Genomic DNA, 16,103 nt, shown 5'->3' on the forward strand with positions numbered 1-16,103 from the left:
ATCAAGGCAGTCGGTATTTTTCCTCGCGGTAAACCCAGCTTGCCCACAGCGCATGCGCCAGCGCTTCTTCAGTCAAGGCCGGGTCCGCGGGCTCGATGGGCGCATAGACTTCGTCCTTGCCCACCGGCGCGGCTTCGTATCGGAATTCGCGCGGCGCTTTCTGTGGCTCCAGCACCAGCAGCTTGTCACCTTGCAAATAGCCGAAGTTGTCGGCGTACTGCATCATTGCGCGGTTCGGATCGCGCTGCGTCAGGTCGGCGCCCAGCATCGGGTTGACGTTGTCCAGCCCGATCAATGACAGCAGCGTGGGCGCCATGTCGATCTGGCTGACCAGGCGCTCGTCCTGGCGCGGCGCAATGCCGGCGCCCAGGAACAGCGCGGGAATCTGGAAGTGGCGTACCGGCACCGGTATCGACCCATACACGCGCGAATCGTGATCGGCTATCACCAGGAACACGGTGTTGTCCCAGTACGGCGCCTGCTTTGCCTTTTCAAAGAACTGCCCCAACGCCCAGTCGGCGTATCGCACCGTGTTATCCACCGTGGCCGGGTCGCCCACCGGCTTGATGCGACCTTCGGGGTATTCCCACGGCGAATGGTTCGACACCGAAAACGCCAGCGTGAAGACCGGCTTGTCGCCATCCGCGCGCAGCAGGCGGTCGACCTGATTGAACATGTCTTCGTCGGACGCGCCCCATGACCCTTCGAACACCGGGTTCACGAACTTGGGCCGGTCCACCACTTCATCAAAGCCGTTGCCCAGGAAGAACGCGCGCATATTGTCAAAGTGCGACTCGCCGCCATACACGAAGCGCGAGTGGTAGCCGTGCTTGCCCAGCACCTGCGCCAGCGTGAAGAAGCCGGTTTGCGAACGTGGCAGCTTGACCACCGCGTCGGCCACGCTGGGCAGGAAGCCCGCCGTTACCGCTTCGATGCCGCGCACCGAGCGCGTGCCCGTGGCGTAGGCGCGATGGAACATCCAGCCTTCCTTGGACAGGCGGTCGATATTGGGTGTCAGGTCGCGCCCGCCCAGGCTGCCCACGTACTGCGCGCCCAGGCTTTCCTGCAAGATGATCACCACGTTCAGCGGCTTGTCGCGCCGCACCGTGGCTTTTTGTTCGTGCAGGCTGGGATAGCGCGCATCCAGCGGCGCCCCGGTCAGGCCGGCTTTCTCGCGCACGATGGCGTTCATCTGGTCCACCGGCATCCGTGGATACATCGCGGCCGACGAGCGTTCGTCGCGCATGCGATAGGCCGCGTCGAACACGCTGTACAGCGAATTCAGCGCCAGGGCATTGACCATGGAATCTGAACTGAACGCCACCTTGGCCGGGTTGATGGGCCGGTGTTCCAGCGTGCCGCGCGCGCCCAGCACCACCAGCGCCAGGATCACGAAGGACGCAATCGGCCGCTTCCACCACGCCATGAATCCATCGCGCGAACGCGTCGGAAACAGCTTGAACGCCAGCCATGCGGCCACCACCAGCACCACAAATGCCGCCAGCAGCACGCCCTTGTAGCCCTGCCACAGCATCGACCCCACTTCCTTGGGATTGAGCAGGTAAATGAAGTAAAGCCGGTTCGGCCGCGTGTCGTATTCCGCGATGAACTGCGGCGTGGACACTTCCAGCAGCACATACAGCATCCACCAGACGCGGAACCACCACGCGGTAATCGCTGCGGCCAGCGGGCGATGCCCAAACCACGGCGACAGCACCGCGGGCAACGCAATCACCATGGACAACAGGCAGACGTCGATGCGCAGCCCGCCCAGCAGCACCGGCCCCAAGCCGCCGGCCGCTTGCACGCGGTCCCACATCCAGAATGACAGCCCCAGCCGCGACAAAGTCAGCAGCACCAGGACGGCCAGGATGAATCGAAGTGTCAGGCGACGCATGCGGCGGCCCTCCGCAAGAGGCGAAGCGCGTTCGCCACCGGTGATGAAAGAATGCCGCTGTTGATGCCGAGCAAAGCCATGCCGTCTCGTAGTCCGAAATGAAAACGGGCAAAGATTAACGCGGTTTTGGGTACACGGCCGGTAGATTCGCAACGGTTCGCGACGGCTGGCAATGGCCGGCAATCGCTTAAACGTTGTACGACATCGTATTTCGCGCTACGTCGCGCGGTCGGCTTCCCGTACGGGCTGGTCGGGTACGTATCTGTCTACTGGGCGCGGCGCAGGCGTTCGCGGCTGTTGCTCAGGTGCGTGCGCATCGCCGCGCGCGCGGCTTCGGCATCCTGGCGCATGATCGCGCTGTAGATGTCTTCGTGTTCCAGGTTGACGCGGGCCAGATAGGCCGCGCGGTCTTCGTGCGCGAACTTGGCCGAATTGATGCGGGTGCGTGGAATGATCGCCGACCCCAGGTGCGACATCAGGTCGGCGAAATAACGGTTGTCGGTGGACTGCGCCACCAGCAGATGGAACTGGAAGTCGGGCGTGATCGTGTCGCCGCCAACGTCCAGCGCGGCTTTGAACAGGTCAAGCGCGCGCCGCATTTCCTGCAACTGCACGTCGCTGCGCCGAATGGCGGCAAGGCCCGCGGCCTCGCTTTCCAGGCAAATACGCAGCTCTAGCAGCACCAGCACATCGCGCACCGTGGCGATGTCGGCCGGGTCCACCCGGAAGTCGACGCTGCCACTGGGCTCCAGCGCATACGTGCCCACGCCATGATGCGTTTCGACCAGGCCCGATGCCTGCAAGCGCGACAGCGCTTCGCGCACAACGGTTCGGCTGACGCCAAACTGACGCATGATCTCTGATTCGGTGGGCAGCTTGTCGCCAGGGCGGATTTCGCCACTGCGTATGCGTTCGGAGATGCTCTCGACCAAGCCTTGAGCCAGATTCCGGGGACGACGCTGCGGCAAGACAGGAGTATCGACAGGAGCGTTCATCAGGGTTAATCCGAAAATGAGTACAAAGGCTTGACGCTGAAATTTGCGGCTAATTATACTTTGCGCAAGTTGTATGACAACGTACCAGATACGTTCCCACTCCGCACCTTCTACCGAGCGTTGCGACATGAGCAGAACCGTCAACCCGCCGCCAGCGACCACCCGCTGCCAGCGTCTATTACTCACCGGCGCCGCCGGGGGCCTGGGACAAGTGCTCCGTCCCCGACTCAAAGCATTCACCGACCTGCTGCGCATATCCGACGTGGCGCCCATGGCCGCCGCGGGCGATGGCGAAGAAGCCGTCCCGTGCGATCTGGCCGACGCCGCCGCCGTGTCGTCGCTGGTGCAGGGCGTGGATGCCATCGTGCACCTGGGCGGTGTATCGGTTGAACGCCCGTTCGAACAGATTCTTCCGGCCAACATCCAGGGCGTCTACAACCTGTACGAGGCCGCCCGCGTGCACGGCGTGCGCCGCGTGGTGTTCGCCAGCTCGAACCATGTCATCGGCTTTTACGAACAGGGCCAGCAACTGGACGCCAACGTGCCGTTGCGCCCCGACGGCTATTACGGCCTATCCAAAGCCTATGGCGAACATCTGTCGCGCTTTTACTTCGACCGCTACGGCATCGAAACCGTGTGCCTGCGCATCGGTTCGTCGTTCCCCGAGCCCAAAGACCGCCGCATGCTGGTTACCTGGCTCAGCTACGACGACCTGACCGACCTGGTCACGCGCGCGCTGTTCACGCCTGACGTCGGGCACTTGATCGTCTATGGCGCGTCCGCCAACCGAGACCGCTGGTGGCGCGACGACGCCGCAAAGGTGCTGGGCTTTGTGCCCAAGGATTCCTCCGAGGTCTTCCGTGCGCAGGTCGAAGCGCAGCCGCCACTGGCCGCCGACGATCCGGTTGCGCGCTACCAGGGCGGCGCGTTCGTCAAGGCCGGCCCGTTCCCCTTCCCCCCGGTTTCCACCAAGTAGGCGCCCCCATGCCCGCAATCGCCGAACGCGTTGGAGACATGCTGTGCGGCGTCGGAGAAAGCCCGGTCTGGCGCGCCAGCGACCAGACCTACACCTGGACCGACATTCCCAACAAAACGCTGTGGCGCTGGTCGCCCGCCAGCGGTGAATTCGCGCAATGGGCGCTGCCGCGGATGGCGGGCTGCATCGCCATGCGCGGCGCGGGCTGGCTATTGGGAATGGAAGACGGCGTGTACGAATGCGACGCGCTGCTGCCCGATGCACCTTGCCACCCGCGCCTGCTCGCGCCGGTGGCACACGCCGCGCCCGGCATGCGCTTTAACGATGGCCGCAACGATCGGCAAGGCCGCTTCGTGGCGGGCACGATGGTGATGGACATGGGCCGCGCGCTAGCGGCCGGCCGCCTGTATCGCTATAGCGCCAGCCCGCGCGACCTGACCGTGCTGGTGGATGACCTGATCGTGCCCAACGGCCTGGCATTCAGCCCGGACGGCAAGACGATGTACCTGTCCGATTCGCACCCGTCGCGCGCCATGGTGTGGGCGTTTGATTACGACGTGGACAGCGGCACGCCCCACAATCGCCGCCCGTTCATCGCCGCCTTGCCCGCCGGCCGCCCCGACGGCGCCGCGGTCGACGCCGACGGCTGCTACTGGATTTGCGGCAACGACGCCGGCCGCGTCTACCGCTACACGCCCGACGGCCGGCTGGACCAGACCTACACCGTTCCCGCCCGCAAGGTCGCCATGTGCGCCTTTGGCGGCGCGGGCATGGACACCCTTTTCATCACGTCGATACGCCCTGCCGACGCCGCCCCCGGCGCGCTGGACGGCGCCGTGTTTGCCCTGCGCCCCGGCGCGCGGGGCCTGGAGGAAACCGCAAGCGCCGGCTAGCACCCGACCGGGGCGGCATTAACGCGCCCCACGCAACGTAGGTCTGTACACGAAGAGCTTCGAGGCCGTCCTGGCCCATAACGAAACGCCGTACTCCAACCGGAGGTAGACATGCTGCGCCCCACCCTGACCCGCGCCATCCTGGCGGCGGCTGCCTTGCTGACCCTTGTTCCCCTGGCCAACGCGGCCGAGCTGCGATCCGCCGACATCCATCCCGACGACTATCCCACCGTGCAAGCCGTGCGCCAGTTCGGCGAACTGGTCAAGCAACGCACCAACGGCCGCATCACCGTCAAGGTCTATGCGGGTGGCGCGCTGGGCAACGAAGACGACTCGATCGAACAGGTCAAGCTGGGCGCGCTGGCCATGGCGCGCGTGTCCAGCGCCGCCATGCACAACATCTGCCAGACCACGCGCGTGCCGTCGCTGCCGTTCCTGTTCCGTTCAAAAGAACATCTGCACAAGGTGCTGGACAGCGAGATCGGCGATCAGATCCTGCGCGCTTGCGAGGCGGCCGGCTTTGTCGGGCTGGCCTGGTACGACAGCGGCTCGCGTTCGATGTACACGCGCAACAAGCCCGTCAAGACGCTGGCCGACGCCAAGGGCATGAAGATCCGCGTGCAGCAGTCGGACTTGTCCGTCGCCATGGTCGAGGCCATGGGCGCCAACGCCACGCCCATGCCGATGGGCGAGGTCTATACGTCGTTGAAGACGGGTCTGGTGGACGCCGCCGAAAACAACTTCCCCAGCTACGAAAGCGCGCATCACTACGAAGTGGCGAAGTACTACGCGCTGACCGAGCACACCATGACGCCGGAGATCCTGATCTTCTCCAAGCGCCAGTGGGACAAGCTGGCGCCCGAAGACCAGAAGATCCTGCGCGAGGCCGCGCGCGAATCGGTGCCGTTCATGCGCAAGCTGTGGGACGAACGCGAACAGAAGTCGCGCGCCATCGTCGAGAAGGCGGGTTCGCAGATCGTGGACGTGGACAAGGCGTCTTTCCAGGGCGCGATGAAGCCGGTGTACGACCGCTTTGTCACCACGCCAGAAATGAAAGACCTGGTCGCAAAGATCCAGGCTGTCCAGTGAGGGCGACATGTTGGCCACACCCACGAATGAAACCGGTGTAGCAGCGGTGGGCCGGGCGCAAGCCCTGGCCGGCCCGCTGGACGCCTACACGCGCGGCTGCGCCCTGCTGGCGCGAGCCTGCATGTGGACCAGCGTGTTCGGGCTGGTCTGCCTGATCATCGCGGTCAGCTTGCAGATCTTCGGCCGCCACGTGCTCAACAGCACGCCCACCTGGGCCGAAAGCCTGGCGCTGCTGCTGGTGCTGTACGTCACCATGCTGGGCGCGGCGGTTGGCGTGCGCGATGCGGGCCATATCGGCTTCGAGTCGCTGCTGGAAGCGCTGCCCGCGGGCGGGCAGCGGCGCTTGCGCATCTTCATCCACCTGCTGGTGCTGCTGTTCGGCGTACTGATGGCCTGGAACTGCGGCGTGCTGGCGGAATCGGTACACGCCTACAAGATCCCCAACCTGGGCATCTCGAACGCCTGGAAGTACATCCCCGCAACCCTGTCGGGCACCTTGATCGCGCTCTTTTCGCTGGAGCACATCATCGCGATCCTGCGCAACCATAAGGTGGTACCGGCATGGCGCTGACACTGCTTTCGTTTACGTTCATGGGCTTTTTGGTGATCGGCGTGCCGGTGGCCTTCGCCATCGGCCTGTCGTCCATCACCGCGATCATGGTCGAGGACCTGCCGCTGGCCGTGGCGTTCCAGCAGATGACCTCGGGCATGAACGCGTTCTCGTTCCTGGCCATTCCCTTTTTCATCTTCACGGGCGAGCTGATGCTGTATGGCGGCATCGCCGACCGCATCGTCAACTTCGCCAAGTCGCTGGTGGGGCATGTGCGCGGCGGGCTGGGCATGTCCAACGTGGTGGCTTGCACGCTGTTCGGCGGCGTGTCGGGCTCGCCGGTGGCGGACGTGTCGGCCATGGGGTCGGTGATGATCCCGATGATGAAGCGCGAGGGCTATCACGCCGACTACGCGGTCAACGTCACCACGCACGCGGCGCTGGTGGGCGCCCTGATGCCGACCAGCCACAACATCATCATCTACACCTTGGCGGCGGGCGGCAAAGTATCCATTGCCGCGCTGATTGCCGCCGGTGTCGTGCCCGCGTTGATCCTGACGCTGTGCAACCTGGCCGCCGCGTATTTCGTGGCACGCAGCCGGGGCTATCCGGCGGGCACCTTCCCTGGCTGGCACATCGTGTTGCGCTCGCTGGTGGCGGCCACGCCCGGGCTGTTCGTGGTGGTGCTGATCATCACCGGCATTCTCAGCGGCGTGTTCACCGCGACGGAATCGGCCGCGGTGGCGGTGTTGTACGCGTTGGCGCTGACGGTGTTCGTGTATCGCTCGTTGACCTGGGACCAGTTCGTGCGCGCGGCCAGCAAGGCGGTGAAGACGACGGGCGTGGTGTTGCTGCTGATCGGCATTTCGGCCACCTTCGGCTATCTGATCAGCTTTTACGGCGTGGCCGAAAAAACCGGCGAGTTGATGGCCTCGATATCGACCAGCCCGTGGGCCATCTTCCTGATGGTCAACATCATCCTGTTCGTGCTGGGCACGTTCCTGGACATGGCCGCCACCATTCTGATCTGCACGCCCATTTTCCTGCCGATCTGCATGCAGTACGGCATGGGGCCGGTTCAGTTCGGCATCGTCATGTTGCTGAACTGCGCGCTGGGCTTGAACACGCCACCGGTGGGCACCACGCAGTTCGTGGGTTGCGCCATCGGCGGGGTATCGGTGGGGACGGTCATGCGAACGATCTGGCCGTTCTATGGCGCGCTGCTGGCCGCGCTGGCGCTGGTGACCTACGTGCCCGCGTTCTCGCTGTGGCTGCCGGGCGTATTGCTTAACTGATCGCGCGACAAGCGGGACGGGCCGGATGGACCGGGCCGTTCCGCATCGGCCCGGCCGCCGGCATGCCGCCTGACGATCAGCGGCATGAAGAACAGCGCGGCCAGAAACCACAGCAGGGTCGCCGACCACAGCGTCTGGCTCAGGAAATGCGCGCCCTGCAAAATGCGCACCACTGAAAACAGCACGCCGGCCGACACGCCCGTCGCCAGGCCCCACCAACGCCATGCAGGCCGTTTCAGCGCCCAGCCGAAAAAGTACAGGGTCAACATTGAATACCCCGCGCCCGCATGGCCGCTGGGCAAGGCGCCGCCCGCCCTGGCGCGTACCCACGTCCACCAGTGCAGCGGATACGGCGTGTAGCCGCCCAACGTCTCCAGGTCGTAAGGACGCGGCAGCGTCGTGTGGTGCTTGAGTTGATTGACCAGTACCTGTCCGACCAGGCATGTGGCCGCCAGCGCCAGCGCGGCGCCGCGCCACTGTCGCCACGCCGGCACGCGAAAGCTGGCGGCGACCACACCGACAGCGGCCAGGGCCACGCCGATGGGCAGCACCAGCACCAGGCGATGGCCCAGCATTTCCAGCAATCGGTTGGTGTGTAGGGGGAAATCGTTCAGCACCGGGCTGAACAGCGCATGCGCAATGCGCAGATCCAGTCCCGACACGTTGGTCCACCAGGCGGCGGCCGCCAGGGCCAACGTCACGCCGATCAGTTGGCTGCACAAATACCAGGCAAGCGTGGGCGCACGCGCCGGGAACAGCGGTGGGGACGGCATGGTGGCAAGGACCAGGGGACGGTTCGGGGAATCGCTGAGGTTAGCGCCCCGAAGGTCGAATAATCGTCAAATTCAGGTCTGTGTTTGCGGCGCAACAGCGGTGGAATGCGCGTCGAACCGCAGCAGGAACCGGGTGCCGCGCGATGCCGGCTCGCGCGACGATTCCACGGTAAGCAGCCAGCCCTGCATGTCGCAGACGCGCTTGGCGATGGCCAGCCCCAGGCCGCGCGCCGTCTCGTGCTGGCCGGCGGCGACCGTGTCGCGCATGCGGCCGCTGTAATAACGGCGGAACAGGAAAGGCAGGTCGTCCGGCGCGATGCCCTTGCCATCGTCGCTCAGTTCCAGCACGTCAGGCGCGCGAAACGTGGCGGTCAGCGTGGCCGGCGCGGCATGCTCGACGGCGTTGCGCACCAGGTTGCGCAGCACCGTCAACAAGGCGTAGCGATCCAGTGTCAACACATGGCCGGAGGCAATCTGATTGTCGAAACGCAGTTCGGCCAGCGCGCCCTGGGCCTCGTAGCCGCGCCAGGCGTCCTGCATGCATTCGGCGATGTCGACGGGCGCGGGCGGAAGCAGCTGGTCGCGCGCCATGGCGCGGGCGCTTTCCAGGCACACGATCACGTCGTCGACGTTGTCCACCACACGCGTCAGGCGCTCGCGTTGGTCGGCCGTCAACGCCTGGGTCAGCAGCATCAGCTCGCTGTCCGAGCGGATGGCGGCCAGCGGCGTGCGCACTTCGTGGCTGAGGTTGCCGGCGAATTCCCGCTCGCGCGCGATGGACCGGTCGACCTGGTTCTGCACGCGGTTAAAGGCTTCGATCAGGCGGCCGGCCTCGTCATCGCGGGTCACGGCCATGTCTGGCGCACCCGGCGCCCAGGTGGCCAGCCGGTCGGTCAGGTCCAGCAGCGGCCCCACCGCCACCCCCGCCACGCGGCGCGACAAGGCGTAGGCGCCCACGACGCAGATGGCGCCCACGCCCAGCACAATCAAGCCGAAATCATGGACGCGCTCTTCGTTGTCGGTAGCGTCGTATAGCAGGTACACCTTGCCCCGCCCCGTGTCGGCCACCATTACGTGCCAGGTATAGGCTTCGGGTTCGATCAGGTGCAGCCCGTTATCCAGTTCCATCACTTCGTCGGGTATGCCGGCCGGGCGCTGCCCAGCCACGCTCATCCAGGCGCGCATCGACCCGCCAAGCTCGCGCACGCCGTCGCGCGGCAGGAAGTCGTCGCTGCTGCGCGCATGCTGCACCAGGCGGTCCATTTCGGTGTTCAGGATGTCGTTGACCAGGTCGTCTTCCATCTGGTCAAACGTCAGGTAGGCCAGCAGCGCCAGCGCCGTCACGAATAGCGCGACGGTGCCAGTCAGCGCCCACACCACGCGCTGGGTCAATGTGCCGCCCGTGGCGCGCGTCATGGACATATTCCGTTCAGCGTCAGACGCCAGCCAGTGCCGTGCAGCGTTTCGATGCCGTCAAAACCGGCGTCCGCCAACGCGCGGCGCAACAGGTGGACCTGGCTGCGCAACGCGTCCGACGACGGGGGTTCGTTGCCCCACAACAGCGATTCCAGTTCTTCGCGCGCGACCACGCGGCCGGGGTCCCGCATCAGCGCGTCCATGATCAGGCTGGCCTTGCGCGTCAGATGCACGGGCTGGCCGTTGACCAGCACGCCCCGGCTGCGCGTGTCGTACTTGAGCGGACCGAATTCGCGCACCGCGTCCACCGTCGCCCCCTTGGCGCGCTGGATCAGCGCCAGCAGGCGGGCTTCGACTTCAAGCAGCGCGAAGGGCTTGGTCAGGTAATCGTCGGCGCCATGGGAAAACCCCGCCAGCTTGTCTTCCAGGCTGTCGCGCGCGGTCAGCATCAGGACGGGCACGTCGGCGCGCATGTCGGTGCGCAGCGTGTGCAGCACCGCGTTGCCGTCCATGCCCGGCAGGCCGATGTCCAGGATCAGCGCATCGAAGCGCTGCGCCTTCAAGCGTTCCAGAGCAGCGTGGCCGGTGTAGGCCACGTCGGGCAGGAAGCCGCGCGCCTCCAGGAATGAATACAGGTTGCCGGCGATGATGTGATCGTCTTCAACGATCAGCACCCGGTGATTTGCTCCCGCCGCGGGGCTGACTGCCATGTTGTGGGCTCCCTGTTCAGTAGATCGCAAGTGGCGGCGCAAGCGCGCGCTAGGCTTGCAGGACCTTACCCGGATTCATCAGCCCTTGCGGGTCCAGCGCGCGCTTGATGCGGCGCATCAGCGCAAGCTCTACCGGGCTTTTGTAGCGCGGCAATTCGTCGCGCTTGAGCTGCCCCACGCCGTGCTCGGCGCTGATGGAGCCCTGATGCGCATGCACGCTGTCATGCACCACGCCATAGATCTCGCTTTGCAAGGCCAGTAGCTCGGCTTCGGTCTGGCCGGGCGCATTGGCGACGTTGTAATGCAGGTTGCCATCGCCCAAATGGCCGAAGATGACGTGCCGCACGCCGGGAAAGCGCGCTTGCAGCAGCGCGTTGGTCTTGTGCACGAAGCCGGCGATGGACGAGATGGGAATGGACACGTCGTGCTTGACGGACTTGCCCAGCTCGGCTTCGGCCAGCGGGATGCTTTCGCGCAGGTGCCACAGCGCCCGGCTTTGCGCGACGTTGGCGGCAATGGCGGCGTCGTGGATCAAGCCGGCGTCGATGGCCTCGCCCAGCACGGCCTCGAAGCGTTCGCGCGCGTGGGCCTCGCTTTCACTGTCGGACAGTTCAAGCAGCGCGAACCACGGCGATTCGGCGGAGTCGCCTTCGAAGGGCAGGCGCTGTTGCGGGAACAGGTGCACCACGCCTTGCAGGCAGGCGTTGCTCATCAGTTCGAAACCCGTCAGCGCGGCGCCAAAGCCAGCCCGCGCGCGGGACAGCACTTCAACCGCCTGGTCGATCGTGTCCAGGGTCAGCAGCGCGGTGCAGCTGGCAACAGGCCGGGGAAACAGTTTCAACGTGGCGGCGGTGATGATGCCCAGCGTGCCTTCGCTGCCGATGTACAGGTCGCGCAAGTCGTAGCCGGTGTTGTCTTTGCGCAGGCCACGCAGGCCATCCCAGATTTCGCCTTCGGCCGTCACCACTTCCAGGCCCAGCGTCAGGTCGCGCGTATTGCCGTAGCGCAGCACCTGCGTGCCGCCGGCATTGGTGGCCAGGTTGCCGCCGATGGTGCAGCTGCCTTCGGCAGCCAGGCTCAGCGGAAACAGCCGGTTCGCGCCCGCGGCAGCCTCTTGTACGGCTTGCAGGATGCAGCCCGCTTCGACCGTGATGGTGTCGTTGTCGGTATCCACATTGCGCACCGCCGTCAGGCGGGCCGTGGACAGCACGACGGCGCGACCGGTGTCGTCCGGCGTGGCGCCGCCGCACAGGCCGGTGTTGCCGCCCTGGGGCACTACCGGCACGCCGTGGCTCAGGCACAGCTTCACGGCGTCGGCCACTTCCTGAGTGGAGCCGGGCCGGATCACCGCCAGGGCCGACCCGCGATAACGACGGCGCCAGTCCAGCACATAGGACGCGGCGTCCTCGCCGGTCAGCACATTCGTGAAACCCAGCAGGGACTGAAGATCGCTCAACAATGTCATAGGCGCCGCACAAGAAGGGGCCTGGGCGCGCCCAGGCACGGGTCTAGGGATGTGCGGGCTATTGTAGGGGTTCAAGGGCGCGGGCTGAAGCGCCGCGCTAGCCGACGGCCTGATCCAGCCGCGTGCCCGTCAGGCCGGAACAATAGGCGCGCGAGGCGATGCGGTTCATGAGGAAGGCGCGGTCGGTGCCGGCCGGGCCGGGCATTTCAGACAACGCCCGGTAGGCGCGGCGCAATGCCTCGCCCCGCGTGTCGCCGCAGACCAGCAGGCGGGTGCAGGGCAAGCGGCGGTCGACGCAGCCGTCGATACGCATTTCAAGCGCATGCGCGCCAACGGCGTCGGGGCTGGCCACGATGGAGCCGGCATGCGGTTGCGCTTCGGCGCCAATCACGCGGAACACGCCGCTGCGGTCGTCCAGGGAAAATGCCACGGCGCCCATGCCTTGCCAGTTGCGGTCCCGGGCGACGTCGGCGGCAATGGTGCGCAACGCGGTTTCAATCGAAGACGGCAGATGCGGCGCCGGGCATTCGGCGATCAACACGCGGGCCTCGCGCCAGACGCAGCGTTCCCACGCGCGGCCGGCGACCATGTCGCCCGTCTCGGAAACAAATACATGGATATCAAGCCGGCGTTCACGGCCCGCGGCCGGCCCGGCGTAGTCCGTGGGAGGACCGCGCCGGCTGCTGGCGCCCCCCGATGACATCACAGTAGAAACTTTGGCACCCATGGCCTCTCCCGGTCTTTCTGCTTGCAGCGCAAGCGTATCACCTTCCCATGACAAGCAATTTGTGGGCCATGCCGCCGCAGCCCGTAGCAGAGTCGAACCGCCCCCGCCCGCGCACCGGATCAAAGCGGCACGCTACGTGCTACGCACCATTTCAGGGCGGGCGCCACCCTTAAGACGCCCTACTGCTCCCGTCGGATGAGGCGCATGCGCCGATGGGGGATAATTCACTTTTCTTGCTTAACCCGGTCGGGTTTTGATATACGGGTTTACCACTAGGCCCATCAAAACCAGCGCTGCAACCTTCTTCTTCTTCAAGGAATCGTCGTGGGCAACAACAACACGCAATTTCCCGCTTCCGTCTTCAAAGCGTATGACATTCGCGGCACTGTGCCGGACCTGATCGATGCAACGTTCGCCCGCGCGCTAGGCGTGGCGCTGGCCACCCGCGCACGCGAAGAAGGCGTGCAGACCCTGGTGGTGGGCCGCGACGGCCGCCTCAGCAGCGAAATGCTGTCCGACGCCTTGCAGGAAGGCATGCTGGAAGGCGGGGTCGATACGCTGGACGTTGGCATGGTGCCCACGCCGCTGGTCTACTTCGCGGCGAACATCATGCAGACCGGTTCCGGCGTGGCCATCACCGGCAGCCACAACCCGCCCAAGTACAACGGTTTCAAGATGATGATGGGCGGCCGCGCCCTGTATGGCGACGAGGTACAGGCCTTGGGCGCCGCCATGAACGGCGCGGCCTCGGCCCCGGCTGAACGCGCAGGCGTGCGCCGCCAGCTGGACCTGGTCGCCGCCTACATCGCGCGCGTGGCCTCGGGCGTGAAGCTGGCCCGCCCCATGAAAATCGCCATCGACTGCGGCAACGGCGTGGCCGGCGCCGTGGCGCCGCAGCTGTTCCGCGCGCTGGGCTGCGAAGTGACCGAACTGTTCTGCGAGGTGGACGGCACGTTTCCCAACCACCACCCGGACCCGGCCGAACCCAAGAACCTGCAAGACCTGATCAAGTGCGTGGCCGACACCGACTGCGAACTGGGCCTGGCCTTTGACGGTGACGGTGACCGCCTGGGCGTGGTCACAAAATCCGGACAGATCATCTGGCCGGACCGCCAGCTGGTGCTGTTCGCGCGCGACGTGCTGGACCGCAACCCCGGCGCCACCATCATTTACGACGTCAAGTGCAGCCGCCACGTGGGGCTGTCCGTGGAAGCCGCTGGCGGCGTTCCGCTGATGTGGAAGACGGGCCATTCCCTGGTCAAGGCCAAGCTGGCCGAGACCGGCGCGCCGCTGGCCGGCGAGATGAGCGGCCACATCTTCTTCAAGGAACGCTGGTACGGCTTTGACGACGGCCTGTACACCGGCGCCCGCCTGCTTGAAATCGTGTCGCGCCAGGCCGACGCCTGCGCGCCGCTGGAAGCGTTGCCGCAGGACGTATCCACGCCCGAGCTGAAGCTGGAAATGGAAGAAGGCCAGCCCTTCGCCCTGGTCAAGGGTTTGCAGGACCACGGCCAGTTCCCCGACGCCCGCCGCGTGCTCACCATCGACGGAGTGCGCGCGGAATACGCCGACGGCTTCGGCCTGGCCCGCCCGTCCAACACCACGCCCGTTGTCGTGCTGCGTTTCGAGGCGGAAAACGCCGAGGCGCTGGCCCGCATCCAGGCCGACTTCCGACGCGAACTGGGCAAGCTCGCACCGGAAGCGACATTGCCGTTCTGATTGCGTCCATGTCGCTATCCAACAGCCCGGCCTGGCAACAATTCTCGGCAGCCGCCAAGGCCGCGCCCTTGCGCGGCGAGCAGCTCAGGGTCGTCAACGCCCCGGGCCTGCGGCTGGACCTGAGCACCCAGCCGCATTCGCCGGCCTTGCACGCGGCGTCCGAGGCGCTGCTGGCGCAGCAGAACTTCGACGCCGCCCGCGCCTTGTTGTTCGACGGCGGCCACGCCAACTGGACCGAGGGCCGCGCGGCCTGGCATACCGCCCTGCGCGCGCCCAACCCGCCCGCCCCGGTGGCCAAGATGGTGCAGGCCGAACGCGACCGCTTGCGCGAATTTGTACGCGAAGCCGATCGTGCCGACCGCTACGGCTACGTGCTGCACCTGGGCATCGGCGGCAGCGACTGGGGGCCTCGCCTGGTGACGCGTGCCTTGCGCCATGGCGGCGCCCGGCGCGAAGTGCGATTCGCATCGAATGTGGATTCGCATTCCGTCGCCGACGCCATGAGCCGCCTGGACCCGCACGACACGCTGGTCATCGTCGCGTCCAAATCGTTCACCACGACCGAGCCGCTGGCCAACGCCGAAGTGGCCATGAACTGGCTGCGCGAAGCCGGCGTGGCAGACCCGATCAAGCAAGTGGTGGCGATTACCGCCAACGTGGAAGCCGCGCTGAACCTGGGCATCCTGCCCGACCACATCTTTCAGATCTGGGACTGGGTGGGCGGCCGTTATTCGTTGTGGTCCGCCATCGGCCTGCCCATCGCGCTGGCGCTGGGCAACGACGCGTTTGACCAGTTGCTGGCAGGCGCGGCGGCCATGGACGAACATTTCCGCACGGCGCCCCTGGCCGAGAACGCGCCGGTGCAGATGGCGCTGGCGGGCGTCGTCAACCGCAGCGTGCTGGGCTATGACTCGTTGGTGATCGCGCCGTACGATTCACGGCTGTATCACCTGGTGCCGTGGGCGCAGCAGTTGGAAATGGAGTCGCTGGGCAAGGTCGCAACGGCCGACGGCAGCCCCGTCGACGTGCCCGCGGGGCCCGCGATCTGGGGCATGTCGGGCACCGACTGCCAGCACACGTTTTTCCAGTGGATGCACCAGGACGCGATGGGTGCACCCGTGGATTTCATCTTGTGCGAACAGCCGGACCACGCCTACGCCCGCCATCACGAACTGCTGATTGCCAACTGCCTGGCGCAGCGCTCGGCGTTGCTGCGCGGCAAATCCCTTGACGAGGCGCTGGCGGAAACGTCCGCCACCGAAAGCGATCCGGCGCGCGCGCGATGGCTCGCGCAACACCGCGTTCATCCTGGCGGGCGCCCGTCTACGCTGATCGTGTTGCCGCGCCTTGAGGCCTACACGCTGGGCGCGTTGCTGGCGATGTACGAACACAAGGTGTTCACGCAAGGCGTGATCTGGGGCATTAACCCGTTCGACCAGTGGGGTGTGGAATTCGGCAAGGCGCTGGCCAAGGGCATCATGCGCGAGCTGGATTCGCCGCAGCCCAGCCAGCAGGACCCGTCGACTCGCTTCTGGATCGACGCGATCGCGCGGCGGCAGTAGGCGGACAGCGCGGCAGCGCGGGACGCTGCCGGCGCT

14 protein-coding genes are annotated in these 16,103 nt (G+C 66.0%); 7 read left to right on the plus strand and 7 right to left on the minus strand.

The window, feature by feature from the left end; genetic code table 11:
* Nucleotide 1: 1 nt before the first annotated feature.
* On the minus strand, nucleotides 2-1,897 hold the full coding sequence (locus AC0Z35_RS03340; protein ID WP_485131379.1) for an LTA synthase family protein: 1,896 nt from the start codon (nucleotides 1,895-1,897) through the stop codon (nucleotides 2-4).
* 266 nt (nucleotides 1,898-2,163) lie between these two features.
* Entirely contained in the window at nucleotides 2,164-2,892 is a 729-nt protein-coding gene (locus tag AC0Z35_RS03345) for a FadR/GntR family transcriptional regulator (protein WP_046805065.1), read from the minus strand.
* Nucleotides 2,893-3,019: 127 nt separating this feature from the next.
* On the opposite strand from AC0Z35_RS03345, the gene AC0Z35_RS03350 reads away from it, so the two are divergent.
* The 5 genes from AC0Z35_RS03350 (at nucleotide 3,020) to AC0Z35_RS03370 (ending at nucleotide 7,695) form a co-directional block, all read left to right on the plus strand.
* The gene (locus tag AC0Z35_RS03350; protein ID WP_104141955.1) at nucleotides 3,020-3,868 is read left to right on the plus strand and encodes an NAD-dependent epimerase/dehydratase family protein; all 849 of its coding nucleotides are present in this window, start codon (nucleotides 3,020-3,022) and stop codon (nucleotides 3,866-3,868) included.
* Nucleotides 3,869-3,876: 8 nt separating this feature from the next.
* A complete protein-coding gene (locus AC0Z35_RS03355) occupies nucleotides 3,877-4,761 on the plus strand; it encodes an SMP-30/gluconolactonase/LRE family protein (protein ID WP_485131378.1) in 885 nt (294 codons plus the stop codon).
* Between the two features lie 111 nt (nucleotides 4,762-4,872).
* On the plus strand, nucleotides 4,873-5,850 hold the full coding sequence (locus AC0Z35_RS03360) for a TRAP transporter substrate-binding protein (protein ID WP_485131377.1): 978 nt from the start codon (nucleotides 4,873-4,875) through the stop codon (nucleotides 5,848-5,850).
* 7 nt (nucleotides 5,851-5,857) lie between these two features.
* A complete protein-coding gene (locus AC0Z35_RS03365; protein ID WP_082134494.1) occupies nucleotides 5,858-6,421 on the plus strand; it encodes a TRAP transporter small permease in 564 nt (187 codons plus the stop codon).
* On the plus strand, nucleotides 6,412-7,695 hold the full coding sequence (locus AC0Z35_RS03370; RefSeq protein WP_046805069.1) for a TRAP transporter large permease: 1,284 nt from the start codon (nucleotides 6,412-6,414) through the stop codon (nucleotides 7,693-7,695). Before AC0Z35_RS03365 ends, AC0Z35_RS03370 begins: the two co-directional genes overlap by 10 nt.
* On the opposite strand, the gene AC0Z35_RS03375 is transcribed toward AC0Z35_RS03370, so the two are convergent.
* From AC0Z35_RS03375 to AC0Z35_RS03395, 5 genes are all read right to left on the minus strand, one after another.
* Nucleotides 7,647-8,468, minus strand: coding sequence for a phosphatase PAP2 family protein (locus tag AC0Z35_RS03375; protein ID WP_104141952.1), 822 nt, complete (start codon nucleotides 8,466-8,468; stop codon nucleotides 7,647-7,649). The genes AC0Z35_RS03370 and AC0Z35_RS03375 overlap by 49 nt on opposite strands.
* A 72-nt stretch (nucleotides 8,469-8,540) precedes the next feature.
* Entirely contained in the window at nucleotides 8,541-9,884 is a 1,344-nt protein-coding gene (locus AC0Z35_RS03380) for a sensor histidine kinase (protein ID WP_219991131.1), read from the minus strand.
* Nucleotides 9,881-10,594, minus strand: coding sequence for a response regulator transcription factor (locus tag AC0Z35_RS03385; protein WP_046805072.1), 714 nt, complete (start codon nucleotides 10,592-10,594; stop codon nucleotides 9,881-9,883). The genes AC0Z35_RS03380 and AC0Z35_RS03385 overlap by 4 nt, the downstream gene beginning before the upstream one ends.
* Nucleotides 10,595-10,643: 49 nt before the next feature.
* Nucleotides 10,644-12,059 carry an FAD-binding oxidoreductase gene (locus tag AC0Z35_RS03390; RefSeq protein WP_485131376.1) on the minus strand — a complete coding sequence of 472 codons (1,416 nt, stop codon included), beginning with the start codon at nucleotides 12,057-12,059 and terminating at the stop codon, nucleotides 10,644-10,646.
* Between the two features lie 97 nt (nucleotides 12,060-12,156).
* Nucleotides 12,157-12,786 carry a BPTD_3102 family carboxylase-like protein gene (locus AC0Z35_RS03395; protein WP_219991133.1) on the minus strand — a complete coding sequence of 210 codons (630 nt, stop codon included), beginning with the start codon at nucleotides 12,784-12,786 and terminating at the stop codon, nucleotides 12,157-12,159.
* Between the two features lie 324 nt (nucleotides 12,787-13,110).
* Between AC0Z35_RS03395 and AC0Z35_RS03400 the strand changes: the two genes are divergently transcribed.
* Nucleotides 13,111-14,505 carry a phosphomannomutase/phosphoglucomutase gene (locus tag AC0Z35_RS03400; protein ID WP_485131375.1) on the plus strand — a complete coding sequence of 465 codons (1,395 nt, stop codon included), beginning with the start codon at nucleotides 13,111-13,113 and terminating at the stop codon, nucleotides 14,503-14,505.
* Between the two features lie 8 nt (nucleotides 14,506-14,513).
* Entirely contained in the window at nucleotides 14,514-16,067 is a 1,554-nt protein-coding gene (gene pgi, locus AC0Z35_RS03405; protein WP_485131374.1) for a glucose-6-phosphate isomerase, read from the plus strand.
* The last annotated feature ends 36 nt before the right edge of the window (nucleotides 16,068-16,103 follow it).

The organism is Achromobacter sp. 1L-A-4-B-C2, assembly GCF_057291955.1.

Bases quoted from the DNA above. Each gene is read 5' to 3' on its own strand.
- AC0Z35_RS03355 (WP_485131378.1), top strand. From the start codon at position 3,877: ATGCCCGCAATCGCCGAACGCGTTGGAGACATGCTGTGCGGCGTCGGA.
- AC0Z35_RS03340 (WP_485131379.1), bottom strand. From the start codon at position 1,897: ATGCGTCGCCTGACACTTCGATTCATCCTGGCCGTCCTGGTGCTGCTG.
- AC0Z35_RS03365 (WP_082134494.1), top strand. From the start codon at position 5,858: ATGTTGGCCACACCCACGAATGAAACCGGTGTAGCAGCGGTGGGCCGG.
- AC0Z35_RS03390 (WP_485131376.1), bottom strand. From the start codon at position 12,059: ATGACATTGTTGAGCGATCTTCAGTCCCTGCTGGGTTTCACGAATGTG.
- AC0Z35_RS03375 (WP_104141952.1), bottom strand. From the start codon at position 8,468: ATGCCGTCCCCACCGCTGTTCCCGGCGCGTGCGCCCACGCTTGCCTGG.
- AC0Z35_RS03345 (WP_046805065.1), bottom strand. From the start codon at position 2,892: ATGAACGCTCCTGTCGATACTCCTGTCTTGCCGCAGCGTCGTCCCCGG.
- AC0Z35_RS03370 (WP_046805069.1), top strand. From the start codon at position 6,412: ATGGCGCTGACACTGCTTTCGTTTACGTTCATGGGCTTTTTGGTGATC.
- pgi (WP_485131374.1), top strand. From the start codon at position 14,514: ATGTCGCTATCCAACAGCCCGGCCTGGCAACAATTCTCGGCAGCCGCC.
- AC0Z35_RS03385 (WP_046805072.1), bottom strand. From the start codon at position 10,594: ATGGCAGTCAGCCCCGCGGCGGGAGCAAATCACCGGGTGCTGATCGTT.
- AC0Z35_RS03395 (WP_219991133.1), bottom strand. From the start codon at position 12,786: ATGGGTGCCAAAGTTTCTACTGTGATGTCATCGGGGGGCGCCAGCAGC.
- AC0Z35_RS03380 (WP_219991131.1), bottom strand. From the start codon at position 9,884: ATGACGCGCGCCACGGGCGGCACATTGACCCAGCGCGTGGTGTGGGCG.
- AC0Z35_RS03350 (WP_104141955.1), top strand. From the start codon at position 3,020: ATGAGCAGAACCGTCAACCCGCCGCCAGCGACCACCCGCTGCCAGCGT.
- AC0Z35_RS03360 (WP_485131377.1), top strand. From the start codon at position 4,873: ATGCTGCGCCCCACCCTGACCCGCGCCATCCTGGCGGCGGCTGCCTTG.